The organism is Cyclobacterium sp. 10D3-21 (genome assembly GCF_055809755.1).
This window is the reverse complement of record NZ_CM147924.1, coordinates 669,207-686,476: the sequence shown is the minus strand read 5'-3', so window position 1 is coordinate 686,476 and position 17,270 is coordinate 669,207. Positions and strand designations below refer to the sequence as shown.

At 41.2% G+C, this 17,270-nt stretch carries 10 protein-coding genes; 5 read left to right on the top strand and 5 right to left on the bottom strand.

Translation table 11 applies throughout. The features are described 5' to 3' along the window. Window positions 1–191: 191 nt before the first annotated feature. A complete protein-coding gene (gene ppk1, locus AC0L7T_RS02985) occupies window positions 192–2,186 on the top strand; it encodes a polyphosphate kinase 1 (protein WP_473340984.1) in 1,995 nt (664 codons plus the stop codon). 45 nt (window positions 2,187–2,231) lie between these two features. Continuing rightward, window positions 2,232–3,266: an adenylate/guanylate cyclase domain-containing protein gene (locus AC0L7T_RS02980; protein ID WP_473340983.1), complete on the top strand. Its 1,035-nt coding sequence runs from the start codon at window positions 2,232–2,234 to the stop codon at window positions 3,264–3,266. Window positions 3,267–3,549: 283 nt separating this feature from the next. Here AC0L7T_RS02980 and istB read toward each other — a convergent pair whose 3' ends face one another. The 4 genes from istB to AC0L7T_RS02960 all read right to left on the bottom strand — a co-directional run bounded on the left by istB (window position 3,550) and on the right by AC0L7T_RS02960 (window position 8,747). Continuing rightward, window positions 3,550–4,269 (bottom strand): IS21-like element helper ATPase IstB, encoded by a 720-nt coding sequence (gene istB, locus AC0L7T_RS02975; RefSeq protein ID WP_473340888.1) that lies wholly within the window; start codon window positions 4,267–4,269, stop codon window positions 3,550–3,552. Then, window positions 4,256–5,839, bottom strand: a complete 1,584-nt coding sequence (istA, locus tag AC0L7T_RS02970) for an IS21 family transposase (protein ID WP_473340982.1) — start codon at window positions 5,837–5,839, stop codon at window positions 4,256–4,258. The genes istB and istA overlap by 14 nt, the downstream gene beginning before the upstream one ends. A 207-nt stretch (window positions 5,840–6,046) precedes the next feature. Continuing rightward, the gene (locus AC0L7T_RS02965) at window positions 6,047–6,904 is read right to left on the bottom strand and encodes an IS4 family transposase (protein WP_473343342.1); all 858 of its coding nucleotides are present in this window, start codon (window positions 6,902–6,904) and stop codon (window positions 6,047–6,049) included. Window positions 6,905–7,559: 655 nt separating this feature from the next. Next, window positions 7,560–8,747, bottom strand: coding sequence for a Pycsar system effector family protein (locus AC0L7T_RS02960; protein ID WP_473340981.1), 1,188 nt, complete (start codon window positions 8,745–8,747; stop codon window positions 7,560–7,562). Between the two features lie 58 nt (window positions 8,748–8,805). Here AC0L7T_RS02960 and AC0L7T_RS02955 point away from each other — a divergent pair, with 58 nt between their 5' ends. The 3 genes from AC0L7T_RS02955 to AC0L7T_RS02945 all read left to right on the top strand — a co-directional run bounded on the left by AC0L7T_RS02955 (window position 8,806) and on the right by AC0L7T_RS02945 (window position 15,071). Then, window positions 8,806–9,666 (top strand): SdiA-regulated domain-containing protein, encoded by an 861-nt coding sequence (locus AC0L7T_RS02955; protein ID WP_473340980.1) that lies wholly within the window; start codon window positions 8,806–8,808, stop codon window positions 9,664–9,666. A 3-nt stretch (window positions 9,667–9,669) separates the two neighbouring features. Beyond that, complete coding sequence (locus AC0L7T_RS02950; RefSeq protein ID WP_473340979.1) at window positions 9,670–13,308, top strand: BamA/TamA family outer membrane protein; 3,639 nt, start codon at window positions 9,670–9,672, stop codon at window positions 13,306–13,308. A 665-nt stretch (window positions 13,309–13,973) separates the two neighbouring features. Further along, complete coding sequence (locus tag AC0L7T_RS02945) at window positions 13,974–15,071, top strand: IS4 family transposase (protein ID WP_473343341.1); 1,098 nt, start codon at window positions 13,974–13,976, stop codon at window positions 15,069–15,071. Here AC0L7T_RS02945 and AC0L7T_RS02940 read toward each other — a convergent pair. Further along, window positions 15,068–16,954, bottom strand: a complete 1,887-nt coding sequence (locus AC0L7T_RS02940; protein ID WP_473340023.1) for an IS1634 family transposase — start codon at window positions 16,952–16,954, stop codon at window positions 15,068–15,070. The two genes, AC0L7T_RS02945 and AC0L7T_RS02940, sit on opposite strands and share 4 nt — an antisense overlap. Window positions 16,955–17,270: the final 316 nt, after the last annotated feature.

Here is a 17,270-nt window from a genome sequence, read left to right as displayed (position 1 = left end):
CCGTCCCTTCTCAGACTCGAAGCAAGGATTTTTCGTATTCGCTCCCTCTCAAATCTGTATTGAATAAAGAGATTTTATATTAAATTCCTTTTGATATAGTCCTTACCTATTAGGAAGCGAACAAAAGTAATTTATTGACTTATGGAGTTAGTGTTCCTCAAAGCCTTATATTTAAGTAAATATACTATTCCATGAATTACACAGATCGGGATTTAAATTGGTTGTCTTTTAACGAACGCATCCTTCAAGAAGCGGAAAATGAAGAAAGCCCGCTGATGGAACGATTGAATTTTATTGCCATCTATTCCTCCAACCTGGAAGAATTTTATAGGGTAAGAGTTGCGAGTCATCGATTCGCCCAACAATTTCAGGGCGATCTAAAAAATAAATACGGATATCGACCTTCCTTCCTTCTCCAGAGAATAAACCAAGTGGTAAGTTCACAGCAGGAACGTATGGGTAAGGTTTTTTATTCAAAAATACTTCCAGGCCTTTCAAAAGAAGGGATTAAGCTATTGACAACCCATTTCTCTAAGGAAGACAAAAACAAGATGGGAGACTTTTATGATACTATCTTAAAAGGAAATTTCATCACCCACGACATAACGGAAAAGGTAAAACTCCAACTTAAAAATCTAACGGTCTATCTTTACGCCGTCACCAAAGAGCGCCAGTTTCTCATTGAACTAGACTATAACACCTTTGGAAGGTTTATTGATGTCTCTACCTCGGACAAGGAGAAACGTATCGTACAGTTAGATGATATTTTTAGAAGTAATGCGGAAAAGTTCTTGGGTGAAAAATCCGAAATATTTGCCGTGAAAATCTCAAGGGACGCTGAATTGTACATGGATGACGAAGAGGAGGATATTGTATCAAAAATAGAAAAAAGCATTGTTAACAGGGATACAGGTCTTCCTTCTCGCTTACTTTTTGATGAAAACATCCCTTTCAAATACATCGATACATTAAGAAAGAAAATAGAGGTGGACATGTCTGGATTAATTCCTGGAGGTCGCTATCATAATTTTTATGATTTCTTTGGTTTTCCTGTCTCGGAAAAACACTTGTTATACCCAGAAATCCCTAAAATTCCTTCCCCAAGGCTCGATCATTCTTCGGATTGGTTCGCAGAGATAAATAAGGAAGCCATTTTCCTAAGCTTCCCTTACCAAAGTTATGTATACGTAACGGACTTTTTGAAACTGGCGGCAGAAGACAAGGCTGTTGAGGAAATTAACATCACCCTCTACAGGGTGGCAAAGACCTCAGCGGTTTGCCTGGCACTTGAAGCAGCAGCCAAAAGCGGCAAGAAAGTATTTGTATTGGATGAAGCACAGGCCAGGTTTGATGAGAAGTCCAACATCTATTGGGGAGAACGCCTTAGAAAGGCTGGTGTTACAGTAAAATACGGCATAAATGAATTAAAAGTGCATGCCAAAATCTGTACAATAAAGAGAAGAGAAGGCAATGGAATCAAGACTTATGCCTACATGGGCACAGGCAATTTTAACGAAAAAACTGCCGAAATTTATGGAGACCATGCCTTGCTCACCACACAAAGCAATTACACAAAAGACCTTGATGAGGTTTTCGCCTTTCTCAAGGACAATTCCTACAAACCCAAATTTGAAAGCCTATTGGTTGCGCCTTTTAATTTAAGAAGTTCGATTGAACACTTAATAGAAAATGAAATAAGCTTCGTTAAAAAAGGAAAAAAGGGTAAATTAACCATTAAGCTAAACAGCTTAGAGGATACCCTTATGATCGATAAGCTTAGGCATGCTGCTGATGAGGGCGTTGAAATTGACCTAATTGTCCGTGGCATTTGTTGCTACCATCCACAAACGGACTTGCAAGAGAAAAACATCAAAGTGGTGAGTATAATAGATCGATTCCTGGAACACACACGAATCTATCATTTTCATAATGATGGTGCCTCAAAAGTTTATTTGGCATCTGCTGATTGGATGACCAGGAATTTATCGAAACGTATAGAAGTAGCTTTTCCGGTAGTTCAGGAAAAGGCCAAGGCACTTCTGCTAGCCGAACTTGATGCCCAACTCCAAGACAATAAAAAAGGAAGATATGTGGCATGTAAAAAAGAAAATCAGTTTATTGAAGGGGGGGAGACCATTGGATCTCAAGAGAAAATGTTTGAATTAATAAGCAAATACAATTTTTAAATGCTGTCTAGAGAAATCATTCGAAATTTTAAAATTTACTTTCTGTTGGGCGTAATTTTCATGGCTTTGTCCGCCTACAGTAGGTTTTATTTCTCTGAAATGTACCGTATAGAACCATTGGGAACAAACGCCATCGATTTATTAAACATTTTGAAATTTGTTTTCATGATGATTTTTTTAGGTTCTTTTGGTCTTGCACTTTTATCTAGCATTTTTGATGTGCTGATTCTTAAAAAACTATTAAAAAACACTTCTCCGAAAATTGCCTTAAGCATTGGTATTCCATCTCAGGCCCTCATGATTATTTTAATTGTTCAAATTTTAGACTTCATTTATGTTTATACAGTGCCGTGGATTTACGATGGACCTGTAAGTTCGAGTGAACCTTCCGAAAACATGTTTTTGATTGTTCACCTCATAGTGGCTGTAGGCCTCTCCAAGGTATTGATAGAGATTGACCGAAAACTGGGACCGGGAAATTTATGGAAAATGCTCAGTGGGAAGTTCTTTAAGCCCCGGGAAGAAGAACGGATTTTTATGTTTATTGATTTGCAGAGCTCCACTACCATTGCAGAAAAAATAGGACATCTTGAATACAGTAGATTGTTGCAGAACTGTTTTCAAGATTTTGCAATTGTAGACCGATACCGTGCAGATATTTATCAATACGTAGGTGATGAGGTAGTGGTGAGTTGGTCTCCAAAAAAGGGACTCAGAAACGATAATTTCTTAAAGGCATTTTTCGCCTTTACCGACCAACTAAAGAAAAAAGCCGACTATTATCAAAAAGAATACGGCATTGTCCCCTTCTTCAAAGCAGGCGCCAATATCGGTCCAGTGATCATTACAGAGGTTGGGGACATAAAACGAGAAATAACTTATCATGGGGACACCTTGAATACAGCTGCCAGAATACAAGAAAAGTGTAATGATTTGGATGCTCAATTGTTAATACCTGAATCCCTTTACCAACTTGTTACGAATAAAAAGGATTATCAGATTGATGATGTTGGTACCATTCATTTGAAAGGAAAAAACAATGATGTTCGACTTTATCGCGTGGCGCAGCTAGGCAATTGATTGTGTCCTAAAAGAGAAAGATCCTGAAAGGCAATATTCAACCCTTCCAGGGTTGCGATTGAAGCCGACAGTTCTCGATTCCAGAGTAAAAACCACGGTTATTATTGTCCCGGTCAATGTGCTTTTATTTTATATAAGCTGGCTAGTGATGGTAAATCGTAATATTTAGCAATGTTATTATACGAGGATGAAACCCTTGGAAATACCGGTGATGTTGACCCCTCCAACGGTGATATTGACCCCCCTTGGATTTTGGTAACTAAAAAAGGCTACTATGACAAAATTACATTAATTTTCTAAGACTCTCCCCTTTGAGTTCGATTCTGTGAGAGGTATGCACCAATCGATCCAAAATTGCATCTGCAATAGTGGCTTCACCTATAATATCAAACCAACTTCCTACCGGTAATTGACTGACTATTATTGTAGCTGTTCTGGCATGCCTGTCCTCTATTATTTCCATTAGATCCATTTGGTGTTGTTTTTCCAGATGGGTCAGCCCAAAATCGTCCAGGACAAGCAAACTGGTCTTGGATATTTTGTTTAAGAGTTGATATATGGTTCCTTCCAAACGCGCCATTTTTGTATGTTGCATGAGTTTCTGAACATTGAAATAGGCTACCTTGTACCCCTGTGCACAAGCATGATGTCCCAATGCTGAGGCTGTAAAGCTTTTTCCACATCCGGTGGACCCTGTTATCAATACAGACTCTCCGTTGTTTATATAACTGCCTGTAGCCAAAGAAGCTATAAGTCCTTTGTCCAGGCCTCGAGAGTTATCGTATTTTAATTCTTCCAGTGAGGCCTGATACCTAAATTTGGCGGTTTTTCGTAATCTTTCAAAACGGCGGTTAGCTCTGTCCTGAAGTTCTGCCTGCAAGAGTATCTCCAGGCCTTCATTGAGCGAGAGCTCGCTTGACCTTCTTGTCTCCATAAGCGCACTCCAGCTTGATTTAAACCCATACAAGCGTAATTGTGAGAGTTGATTCTCAATGTTCTCCATCGTATTTTAGTTTAAGTGATAATTGATTATCGTAATATTCTTTTCCTCTGATATTGTGGTGTTCCGGCAATTTCTTCTTGGGTTGTTCTTCTACATATTCGGTTGTTTTATTTTTGATAACGTTCTGGACAAATAGGTAACTGTAATTTTGGTAATCAATAGCCATTTGACATGCTTTTTCAAAGGTTTTCAGAGATGTGCTTTTATACAGGCTGAACAGCCCATCACAGCTTTTATAGAGCTGTTCCGGGTATCTGTTTTGGGCAAAGACGAGCTCCACAAGCTCCTCCAAGGTTTTCGATAGCTTCCCTGCTTGCTTCTTGTAATATTCAGGACTGCGGTTCAGGTAGTGTTGATGGGTCGAGCACAAGTGCTCTTTATTGGTCGTATACCTGCCAATACCTGATTTTCGTTTGTGTACAGCTATCAAGTCATGCTGATGAAAAATACGCACCAAAGAACGCGTGTACACTACTTTTAGTTTTTGCCCGATATATTGATAAGGAGCACTGTAATAATGCTTGTCCTCACTCAGGTAGATATGGTTGTTCGGTGCAAGCTTGTACTCTTTGTAGTACTTGATCTCAAAAGATTTTGTGGGCAGTTCCTTAAGCAAAGGTTTTTCGTTAGACAGGAAGTGTTCTTCTCTACAGTAATCACGCCTTTGCATGCGAGTTTGGTTGTGATTGAGCATATGGTGCTTAATGGCATCATTAAGTTGTTGCAAGGAGAAAAACTGTTGTTGCCGGATACGTGCATAAACCCGATTGTAGATAAGCTTGACCTGATTTTCTACCAGCGCCTTGTCTTTTGGTTTTCTTGCACGTGCAGGAACCACTGCCATGTTGTAGTGGTTAGCAAAATCCTCAAGAACACGATTAAGAGTAGGTTCATATTTATTGGCCTTTATAACCGCAGATTTCAGATTATCCGGCACCAGTACCTTAGGTACACCTCCAAGGCTTTCCAAACAGCAGGTAAGTGAATAAATAAAATCATCGATGCGCTGACTGGGAACAGCCAAGCAGAAGCCGTAATCTGAATAGGGAAGACAGGCAACAAACACCTGACAATTCATTATCTCTCCTGTACTTTGGTCTATGTATGAAAGTGGCTTACCTGCAAAGTCAACAAATAACTTCTCACCCGGTTGGTGAGTTAAAACCATGGACGGACTCTTGACCTTAACATGCTGGGACAAGTGATAGCTGAATTGGCTCAGGCTGTATCCTGTGGGCTGAGACATTCGGTATTCTTCCCATAAAAGCTGCTTGGTTACTCCGGTTTTTTTGAGCTCTTCTACATACCCGTCCAATCTGCTTTTTAACACTTCAAATCGATTGTCTTTATATGCGGGATTTCCTGGGTGGAACACTTTTTCAAGAGCGTGATCCTCCATTTTCAACAAGGTGGAAAGCCTTATTTTAGACTTGCGGTATTTTTCAAGATAACTTTTGACGGTATTCTTGCTGATACCCAAATCCCGGGCAATGGTCTTATTCCCATAACCTTGATTGTGTAGTTGTAGTATTTGCTTTACCTGACTCATTCTTTTAGGTTTACCTGCCATAATCAGTATTAATTAGTAGTTTAGACTACTAATTAATAAAACCTAAATCCAAGGGGTCAACATGCTCCGTTTTTTAACAAACAGAAGCTACAAATAGGGGTCAATATGCTCCGTTTTATTTTAATTCAAGAGCTAAACTTTGACGCTATTCTAAAATAAAGGGGTCAGTATCCGCCAGAATGTCACATTAAAACATCCCTTTCTGGATCACTGCTTAAGGGGGTCAACATAGTCCGGAATATCCATACCCTTTTCTGTTGCCTTTCTTATCCTCTTTTCATAGGTTGCATTATCGACAGGCATGATGACAAGCCGGCAGGGAAGTTTGGCTTTTTTACCCACCAACACGTTCAGTTCCATGTGTGATAAATTGCGTTTTTTCATTATCGCATATAAATTCTTGAAATCCATTTGTTCGCACCCGTCTTCGGCGGTATATACTACAGTCTTGGCGGGAAGTCTGTTGAGGAAAAAGGCCCCTCCCTCGGCAATTTTTTCTAGGTAAGGGAGGCTACAATAGCCAAGATCCCTGATGAAAAGGTCGTTCTCGCGGATGTCATCAGTAAAATCTCTGGAATCCGACAGGTCGTTTTTAAGCCCGTCGGTCAGCCTGAGATCCATTGTTTCTCCGCTGAGCATGTCATATTCGTACTGGACGCTGATCAGGGACTCGCAATTGTCGGACTTGCCCCCGTTGCCACCGCCCCCGTGTCCCTTGTATTTATGGGTAAAGGCTTTTGGAAGAGGAAACTTCGTTGAATCTTTTATCCTCACCCTGTTGAAACGGGAAAGCAACCCCCCAAAATCTTTACAAGTATTAAATTCGGCGGAAAGTAGCCGGTCTAGTATCCGGCGGAAGAAAAGTACGGCTCGGTCATTGAACCTGTCATCAATTGCCTGTTTTGTGATCCCCAGCTCGTATTCCTCCATAAGATCCGAACACACATCCATGAGGCTGAAAGATTTTCCTAAATGATGGGAAAACATCAGGCTCTCGAAAAACAGGTGGGGCTTAAGTTTGGATTTTCTTTTGGAAAAACCTGTTTCCTTGGCAAGACAGTCAATAATATCCGGGTTGAAAGATAAATTAAATTTTTCCGCTAAAACTCTAAATTTTACTGGTAATTTTCTTTGATTTTTGGTCTTTTAGATGGAAATTATATGTATATTTAACTAGGAAAAACAGAGGGATCAGTGGGGATTGCATTTTTCTGAATTAATAAAAAAAATACCAATTGATATGAAAAAAAGGAACAAAGATCCCAAGGGGGATCTACGGTTTTATTTAATTAGCTCATTGTCAATGATTTAAACCGTTAACTTGACGGCTATGGGGTTTTAACCCATGAAAAAGTGAAATACGAACACCGGAATTTGGCGGCATTGTTGCTTTTTATCTGCAACAATGCTGACAAAATCACGCAATTTAGCTTCATTATCTTACTTTACATTTTTCAATGTCTTCGAATCTGATTTTAAAACTTAGGAATTTCTTTGGTAATGGACGCTTCCTTTTAGATAAATTTCTGGACTGAGTATAGACAGAATATTTTTCTTCGAAACGATTTCTAAGCTCTTTTTCGTAGTCCATTGGTTTTAAAAGAATCTTTTAATGATTCAATTGTAGGACTAAGTGTCTTGTGCCTGGTTTTATTCTGTTTTGTGGTAAGGGTTTTGGGCAGATGGATTCTGTCGGTAGCATGTCCAGAAAAATCAGAAATTAATTCGCTATCGGATCAAAAATGTAGGTGGCGATTAGGAAAGAGATGACGGACATTACAAAACCAAACATAAAGATATTGTAGCATTTCCTGAGCAAGACATACTTTTTGGATAGGACAATTCCTAAGTTATAGATGTCTGTAATCATGCTGTCATAGAGGTAGGTACCATCCTCCATCAAGACATGCATTCCTTCTTTGTAATCGGGATAGGTCATCTCATGGAAATTGCCAAAATAGAGTAGGTTGCCTTTCTTTTTTCGAATGTCTTCTTTGGTGACGATGCCATTGGTTACATTGGGCCGGGTAGCCAAAATGGCAAACACCATGGCAATAAGACAGGTAATGATCAACATAAGCGTAGGAACCAAATAATAGGGAAATTCTTCGATTATCCGAATGAAAAGGGCTACTACTATGGAGATAATAATCGAATTGACAGAGATCATGATATTGGCTTTGTTGTCAGCCAAAGCGGAAAGTGCCAAATGATTTTTTGAGGTAATCCGAAACATTGTTTCTATGCCTCTTTCTGATTTTTTTTTGTTTTTGTCTTTCTTCTTGCCTCCAGTTCCAGCTTTTGAGGCCTCTTCTGCCTCTTTGATTCTCAACTCAATCAGCTTCAGGTTTGCTTCTTTTCCTGGTTGAAAATTGGTTTTGGCGTAATCGGTATGGTAATGATGAGCCAGCATAAAAAGCCGGCTTTCTTTTAGCCAGTCAATTAAAGATTTTTTTTCACAGTCAAGATTTGCCTTTTCCTTCTTTAGCAAGAGCGTCTGTTCAAAGAAATGTTCAGAACTTAAATGATATAGATCTGCATCACAAATGATCTCTTCCAAGAGGTTTTGTGGGTTTTGTGGGATTTTTGTTGCCAGGATTAAGGATTTTATGCGGTCCACCCTTTCCTGACTAAGGCCCAATTCGATAAGGTAATCCTGTGCCATTTCTGAGCCTTTCAGTTCATGTCCCTCACCTTTTCCTTCCCAATACCCGATGTCATGCATCCAGCCTGCAAAAAACAAATCTTCCTTCTCCTGCGTACCTAACTTATAGTATTCCCCAATCTCGGCGACTTTCTTAACTATCTGCAATGAATGGTCCATGTTATGGTAGCAAACCTCCGATTTTTGGCGGTTTTCAAACATTTTCCTGATCCAAAGTTCAAATTTCTCTAATTGCTTATCCACTGCTATTTGCTAATTTTGAACATACTATTTTCAAGGTAATTAATTACAATTAATAACGATGCATTTTTCACAGATTTTAACCTTTCTTATTTTTGTAAATTTCCAATGCAAGCCCAGTGCACAAAAGCTGGAAAACGAACCTTTTCCAGCAGCTTATAATCTTAACGATTACCAAAAGATTGTATTGCAGGATAAAATGGAAGAAATCTCAGGGCTTGAATGGGTAGGGAAAGAGCAACTTTTGGCTATAGAGGATGAATCCTCAATAATTTATAGCCTGGCTCCCGATACAGGTAAAATCCTGGACCAGCAAAAATTTGCAAAAAACAATGACATAGAAGACATTGCATGGATAAACAAGGTGGCATGGGTGCTGCAAAGCGATGGAACCCTCTATGAAGTCAGTTCCCCCCTGACCAAAAATGCAAAGACTATCAAACACGATTTTCCAATTGATAAAAAAAGAGACCTTGAGGCAATGGTGGTATCTGAAAATGGCGACTATCTGTATGTGTTTTGTAAATCCTGTAAATGGGACAAAGGAGCAGAAGAAGCTTCCGTTTTTCGCTTTGATTTGGCTTCGAAGCAATACGAATCAGTTTCTTTCACTACTTTGAAAAGGGATGAAATCCAAAAACACTTTACGATTAAAGACAAAGAGCCTTTGGAGATTAAGCCAGCGGCGGTAGCGCTACATCCCATAGAAAAGCAATTCTATGTGCTCTCCTCAACTGATAAGTGGTTGTTGATTACTGATTTGAACTTTAAGCCTATAGCCGTTTATCGACTTAATCCCGAAATATTTAAGCAGCCAGAAGGGATGACATTTGACCCAGATGGAAATATGTACATCTCCAATGAAGCCAGAGGTGGGGAACCTAATATTCTGGTTTTTCCTTATCATCCAATTACAAACTAAACTATGCTAAAAGTTTTTTACTTGCTGATTTTATGTTGGCTTCCTTCTTTGCTACAAGCTCAGGAGGCACCTCGGAAATTCCGGGTTTATTTGGTTGGAGACGCAGGGGAACTTGATGATGTACAACATCCTGTGGTCGAAGACATCCGTAAAAAAATTCAGGCTGACCCAGAAAGCCCAGCGCATATTATTTACCTGGGAGACAATATTTATCCGTTAGGGATGCCTGCAATTAATGCTGATAACAGAGCCGAAGGAGAGTTAATCCTTAAAACGCAAATGGACCTCTACAAATACCTTAATGGTAAAATTTGGATGGTTCCTGGGAATCATGATTGGAAAAAGGGCAAAGCTGATGGCTGGAATAGCGTGCTTAGAGCTGAAAAATATGTAGTGGAAAACTACCCTGAAGACAAGGTAATGTGGTTGCCGAGTGGTGGCTGTCCTGGCCCGAACGTAATAGCACTAGATGCGGAGACAGTCCTTGTCCTTTTGGATAGTCAATGGTGGCTTCAGCTTAAAGACAAGCCTGGAGAAGAATCGGATTGTGAATACAAGTCTGAAGATGAGATTTTGGAAGCCACACGGTATGTTCTGGAAGAAAACAAGGATAAAACAATATTGGTGGCCATGCACCACCCACTTCGGTCCTACGGGCCACATCACGGCGCCTACAGCTGGAAGGACCACCTGTTCCCCCTTACCAATGTTTCCCCCAATTTATACATTCCCTTACCAGTTATTGGCTCCATTTTCCCTCTTTATCGAACATGGTTTGGGAATATTCAGGACCTTGTTCATCCTAGGTATGAGGCAATGATTAAAGGGTTTGATGAGCTATTTAAGCGCCACCCAAATGTGATTCAAGTGGCTGGTCATGAGCATGGATTGGCTTTTACTCAAGAAGACAATGTGAATTATATAATAAGCGGTGCTGGAGCAAAACACACAACGATTAAAAAGCACAATGCGGCAGATTTTATCTATCCCAAGCAAGGCTATGCGGTATTGGACTTTTATGAAAACCATGAAGTTAAGGTATCCTTTTTTGATCCCTTGAAAAAAGAAGTGCTGTATGAAAAACAATTGGTTAAACCCTATGCCAACAATGATTCAGAATTAGAATTTTTCGACCGATCCTTACCTGATACCTTCACCAGGCCCGTTTCCACGCAATACCTTCATGGGAGAGGATACTATAAGTTTTTAGGCAAAAATTACCGGGAATCCTGGGCGATTCCAGCGACTTTTAAAACCATTGACCTGGCTTCAGCCAAGGGAGGACTTCGCATTGTCAAAAAGGGGGGAGGAATGCAAACCCGATCCTTAAGATTGGAGGATCCAAACGGTAGGGAGTATGTACTTAGGTCCATAAACAAATATCCTGCGAAGGCCCTTCCTCCTCCTTTGCGCCAAACCATTGCCAAGGAGGTCATAGAGGATCAGATCTCCTCCGGTCACCCTTATGGCGCTTTGGCCGTAGCTCGGCTAGCTGAGGAAGTAGGGATCGTCCACACCAATCCGAAAGTTGTTTATTTGCCGGACGATCCATTACTTGGCGTGTATAGAGAAGAGTTTGCAGAGGAATTGTATTTGTTTGAAGAACGAGAGATTGCCTGGAAGGGAGCGCCAGAGGATATTAAATTCTTCAGCACATCAAAGATGCTTGACAAAATTCATGGAGACAATGATCATCAGGTAAAGCAAAAGGAGGTATTAAAAGCAAGGATATTTGACCTTTGGATAGGTGACTGGGATAGGCATGATGACCAGTGGAGATGGGTAGGCGAAAAGAAGAAAAAAGGTTGGGATTTTACCCCTATGCCAAGAGATCGAGACCAGGCCTTTTTTGTGAATGAGGGGCTTATTCCAAAGATTGGCAGCCGGAAATGGTTGATCCCTAAGTTTCAGGGCTTTGATTATGATGCACCTCGCTTTGTTGCTGGGTTTATGTTTAACGGCAGGTACTTTGACCGAAGTTTTATCAATGAATTGGATCGGGAAGATTGGGAAAAAATCCTGGACAAGGAGATTGCAAAAATGACCGATCAGGCAATTGAAGGAGCTTTTCAAGATTGGCCAGATGCTGTTGCTACGAAAGATGGTCTGGAAATAAAAGCCAAGCTTCAACAGCGAAGGACCTGGTTGAAGCAACAAATGCTTGAATATTATTTGTTCCTATCCAAGGCTGTTAATGTTACGGGAACTGATAAAAATGAGTTTTTCAAAATAGTATACCAGGCCGATGGAAGGGTGGAGGTAAAAGTTAGAAAAATCGATAAGTCCGGTGATCTTGAACAGGAGCTTTACCATCGTACCTTTCTTCCTTCAGAAACACAGGAGATTCGGCTATATGGAATGGAGGGGGATGATACATTCGAGTTTAATGGAGAAGGACCTGGTACGATCAAAGTTAGGGTGATTCCTGGGCATGGGGAGAAAATCGTAGCCGATAAGGGGAAAACGGATAAGATAAACACCCTAATCTATCAAAACCGGAAGGAACAAACAGCTGTTGAATCTGGGGGAAGCACTAAAATCAAACGCTCCCGGTCTCCTTTAAGCTATAATAGGACAGAATACAAGTATGACAAGGTCATGCCATTGGCAACGCTAGCCTTTAACCGGGACGATGGTATATTCCTAGGGGCAGGTGTTTTGTGGGAAAAACAAGGTTTTAAAAAGGAGCCCTTTGCCATTCGCCAATCCATTATGGGCAAGTATGCCATTAGAACCAATGCTTTTAATATCGAGTACGAGGGCCATGCTGTCGATGTTTTAGGCAAATTAGACCTTGTATGGGAGGCAGACGTTCGGGCCCCCCATTATTCTTTTAATTATTTTGGTGTTGGGAACAATACTGAATTCAATCCAGAGAACAGGGATATAGTGTACTACAGGTCCAGGTTTAATATGTATGAAGCATACAGTGGATTGCAAGCTAAATTAGGAGGAAGTGGAAGTCTAACCATTGGGCCGAATTTTCAGGTATTCCGATTTGACCCGGATGACAATGCCGGGAAATTCATTACCTCTCCTGAAAGCGGTTTGGATCAAATACGTCTGGATCGAGCCAAATTTTACAGCGGTCTATCTGCTAAGGTGGTTTTTGATACTAGGGATCAAAAGCAAATGCCTACAAGAGGGGTATATTTCGAAGCTGACACAAAAAGAGAATGGGGCTTGAATGATTACTCCAGGAACTTCACCAGTGCAAATGCCGAACTGGCGATGTATTGGTCCTTCCGCTATCCGTCCAGATTAGTTTGGGCGTCAAAATTTGGAGCGGGCAAAAACTGGGGCAATTATGAATTCTTCCAGGCACAAACGCTAGGTGGGCTAAATAATCTTCGAGGATTTAGAAGGTTTAGGTTTAATGGGGATGCCGTGGCGTACAATAATACAGAAGTCAGAATCCGGTTGTTTAACCTAAAGACCTATGTGCTTCCTGCCAATGTCGGCGTTTTGGCTTTCAATGATGTCGGTCGGGTATGGGTGGCAAATGAGGAATCAAATAAATGGCACAATACTACTGGCGCAGGAATTTGGCTAGCGCCACTGAATCAATTGGTAGCTACTTTCTCCGTTGGCTTTAATGATGAAGAATACCTGCCTTACTTTTCATTTGGTTATCAATTTTAAATCGTTACCGTAGGTTGATTTTGTCAGCATTGTTGCAGAAAAAAAGCAACAATACCGCCAAAATCAGGGTGTATACATTCTTCTTTTCCACAGGTTTCACCCGTGGTTATTGTTATTGAAGCCCTTCAGGCTTCTTCGTTTTTTCTAGCTACCCTATTGTAGCTAAGGCCTTTGGATATTCCTTATTCTAAAGGTTTCATCCCTATGCAATGACATTGATTGCTATGTAAATCATTGCAGGTTCAGCTTTTTTAGGGAAAAGCATATTGGCCAATAGCCTTTTAAGTTTTACCATTCATTTTTTCAATTTGATTACGAGTGATGATAGATATCGGGCTTGCACAAAATAAAAAGCACATTGGCCTGAAGGGCCAAAACTACAATAGCCGTGGGTGAAACCCCATAGCCGTCAAGTTAACGGGTTAAATCATTGACAATGAGTTAATTAAATAAAAACGTAGATCCCCCTTGGGATCTTTGTTCCTTTTTTTCATGTCAATTGGTATTTTTTTTATTAATTCAGAAAATGCAATCCCCACTGACCCCCCTGTTTTTTCTAGTTAAATATACATATAATTTCCATCTAAAAGACCAAAAATCAAAGAAAATTACCAGTAAAATTTAGAGTTTTAGCGGAAAAATTTAATTTATCTTTCAACCCGGATATTATTGACTGCCTTGCCAAGGAAACAGGTTTTTCCAAAAGAAAATCCAAACTTAAGCCCCACCTGTTTTTCGAGAGCCTGATGTTTTCCCATCATTTAGGAAAATCTTTCAGCCTCATGGATGTGTGTTCGGATCTTATGGAGGAATACGAGCTGGGGATCACAAAACAGGCAATTGATGACAGGTTCAATGACCGAGCCGTACTTTTCTTCCGCCGGATACTAGACCGGCTACTTTCCGCCGAATTTAATACTTGTAAAGATTTTTGGGGGTTGCTTTCCCGTTTCAACAGGGTGAGGATAAAAGATTCAACGAAGTTTCCTCTTCCAAAAGCCTTTACCCATAAATACAAGGGACACGGGGGCGGTGGCAACGGGGGCAAGTCCGACAATTGCGAGTCCCTGATCAGCGTCCAGTACGAATATGACATGCTCAGCGGAGAAACAATGGATCTCAGGCTGACCGACGGGCTTAAAAACGACCTGTCGGATTCCAGAGATTTTACTAATGACATCCGCGAGAACGACCTTTTCATCAGGGATCTTGGCTATTGTAGCCTCCCTTACCTAGAAAAAATTGCCGAGGGAGGGGCCTTTTTCCTCAACAGACTTCCCGCCAAGACTGTAGTATATACCGCCGAAGACGGGTGCGAACAAATGGATTTCAAGAATTTATATGCGATAATGAAAAAACGCAATTTATCACACATGGAACTGAACGTGTTGGTGGGTAAAAAAGCCAAACTTCCCTGCCGGCTTGTCATCATGCCTGTCGATAATGCAACCTATGAAAAGAGGATAAGAAAGGCAACAGAAAAGGGTAAGCACTACAAGTACAAGGTGTCCCAAGAGTACAGGGCAAAGAGTAGGCTCAATTTCTTCATCACCAATGTGGACAAAAAGGACCTGGATACAGAAAAAGTACGGGAAGTTTATACACTAAGATGGCAGCTGGAACTCCTCTTCAAGGTCTGGAAATCTCAGGCGAAAATAGACCAGATCAAGGAAATGAAAATAGAACGTTTTGAGTGTCAATTGTATAGCAAACTGATCTGGCTGCTCCTAAACTGGAGGATCTTTAACCCACATTGCAGCTAACCGCTCAGAAGTATCTGTTTTTCAGGTCTTTCAATTTTTTCGATTTCCGTTTTGTGTACTACGGATTTTCGTTTGGTAAATGGCTGGTATTTGGTTTGGAGGATATCGTAGATCTGCTTTAGATTTTTGTTGGGTGCTGTGCATTTTCGGGTGGTGATGGTTTTGTTGTATGTGTTGGTCCCCGAAGTAGTGATTACCTTCTGGGTATTGCCTATTCTGACAATTTCTCCCCAGCAGTTTTTTATGCCATTGTGTTTTAACTGATGCCTTACCGTATTGACCAGCCAGTAAGCCAATATCCCCAGATGGAGGTGTGCCATGGTGGCGTCGTCGTTTTTGTGGTAGATAGGCCTTAGGTCCAGGTCGGTTTTCAGGGTACGGAATGCGTTTTCTATCTCTCTGATGGTATTATAAATATTCCAGACCACATACTCTTCCTGTACATTCAGGTTGGTCCGGAGAAAATAGACGCCTAGGCTTTCATTTTTTTCCTGATGCCTGTCCGGGTCTTTTTTCCATGTGATTTCTGTGGCCAGACCTGTTTTCGCATCACTGCTTACGGTAATGTCATAATAACGCTGGACAGACGGGTATTTTTCTTTGGCCCTGCCTATACGCTGGTGGACTTTGTCAGCTTTCTTGGTTCCTCCCTTGCTGTGCAGTGCGTTGTGTATCTTTTGGAGTTCCTGCTCAAACCTATTTTCAAACTGGAGCTTCATCCCTTCCTCTTTTTTTTCCTTGGAAGGGCTTTTGACCTCAAGGTAATAATCGGTGTTTTTTTCTGTATTGACTGATCTGAGTCTGATGGTCTGCTTTGATTTTGTATCCAGCAAGGTGGTAAGCCTTCCGGGAACATAGCTGTAATCTTTCAGCCGGGTACGGCTTACACAGAGATATCGGTACCCTTTACTTTCGATAAGTCTGAGGTTTTCCTCTGTGGCGATGCCGGCATCAAGTACCACTACTGCAGGACCACGGCAGGTATGGGACGCGAGTTTCTCGATCATTGCCGATAGGGTATTGCAGTCGGCAATGTTTCCTTCCAGAATGGAGGAATATTTTATGAAGCCTTCCACGTTGACCACCAGGGCGAGCACAATGAGCTTTGCGTCGTTTCTCTTTTCCTTGCTCCTTCCGAATTTTGCGAGTTGGCTGTTCCGCTTTTCTCCCTCAAAATAGGTGTTGGTCAGGTCGTAAAGAATGATCTTATCCTCCAGGTCAAACAGCTCGTTGGTACGTCTGGACAGGTGCTTTTCGATTGAATCCTTGGCCTTGTACAAGTCAAGGGCACTTTTGTAAAGCCTGTCTTTTGTCACTTTGTCTGCCTCGTACCCGGTAAGTTCGCACACCGCAGAGTTTTCCTTTATCCAGCGCACGGTTTTCAGCTCTGAGGCCGGGTATACCGCACGGCTTACAACCTGTGTGGCCGCAAGCTTGGCCTGTTCGGGGCTGAAGCCGACCGAAAGCAGCAACGGCGTTAGGTTCAGCTTCTCCCATGTCTGATAAGCTATGTTCTCCGCTCCGATCTCCCTTGCATTGCTGTGCTGAAGTGTGTCCATGTTGACCATGCGCGACAGTTTCTCTGCTGACTTGATGTCCAGCTTTTTTGATAATAGGATACGCTGCCAAAAATCTTCAACATATCGTTTGACCTCAGGATCTTCTTCCTGATCAAATAGAGATGTCTTTTGCTCATATTTATCGGTAAGGTGCTTCTGGATCTTATTGAGCTGCTCTGGGGTGGTGTCCTCAATGAATCCTACATTCAGAATGGTACGGTGGCATATCCTGTTGTCCGCATTACGGTAACTCTCCACCAGACGGTAGTAACCGCATAGCTTTCCTGATTGGGGGTGTTTTCGTAAAGAGAACTTGAAATACATCCCGTAAAGTACTGATCTTTAGATCCCAAATCCAATACCCTCTGTGTACTACAAACCAAATGAAGGTCCCGTGGAGAGCGTAAAAAAATTTGATCGTAGGGGGGTACGAATAATTTGCAGATTAAAAACAGAAAATAAACTGAAATTTCTAATTTAACGACCAAAAGCTGCAATGTGGGTTAAATGGATGGGAAATGAGATCTACAAAAGGGAAAGAATACTCTGCAGTGTCTGGAAGTTTTACAAATATGCAACCCGGATTGCTCAAAGACTCAGAATGGCACTGAAAGATCCCGTTCAGATGGAAAAAATCCTT

Coding starts and splice junctions, on each gene's coding strand:
- ppk1 (WP_473340984.1), top strand. CDS start 192: ATGAATTACACAGATCGGGATTTAAATTGGTTGTCTTTTAACGAACGC.
- istB (WP_473340888.1), bottom strand. CDS start 4,269: ATGGAGAACATTGAGAATCAACTCTCACAATTACGCTTGTATGGGTTT.
- istA (WP_473340982.1), bottom strand. CDS start 5,839: ATGGCAGGTAAACCTAAAAGAATGAGTCAGGTAAAGCAAATACTACAA.
- AC0L7T_RS02955 (WP_473340980.1), top strand. CDS start 8,806: ATGCATTTTTCACAGATTTTAACCTTTCTTATTTTTGTAAATTTCCAA.
- AC0L7T_RS02950 (WP_473340979.1), top strand. CDS start 9,670: ATGCTAAAAGTTTTTTACTTGCTGATTTTATGTTGGCTTCCTTCTTTG.
- AC0L7T_RS02940 (WP_473340023.1), bottom strand. CDS start 16,954: ATGTATTTCAAGTTCTCTTTACGAAAACACCCCCAATCAGGAAAGCTA.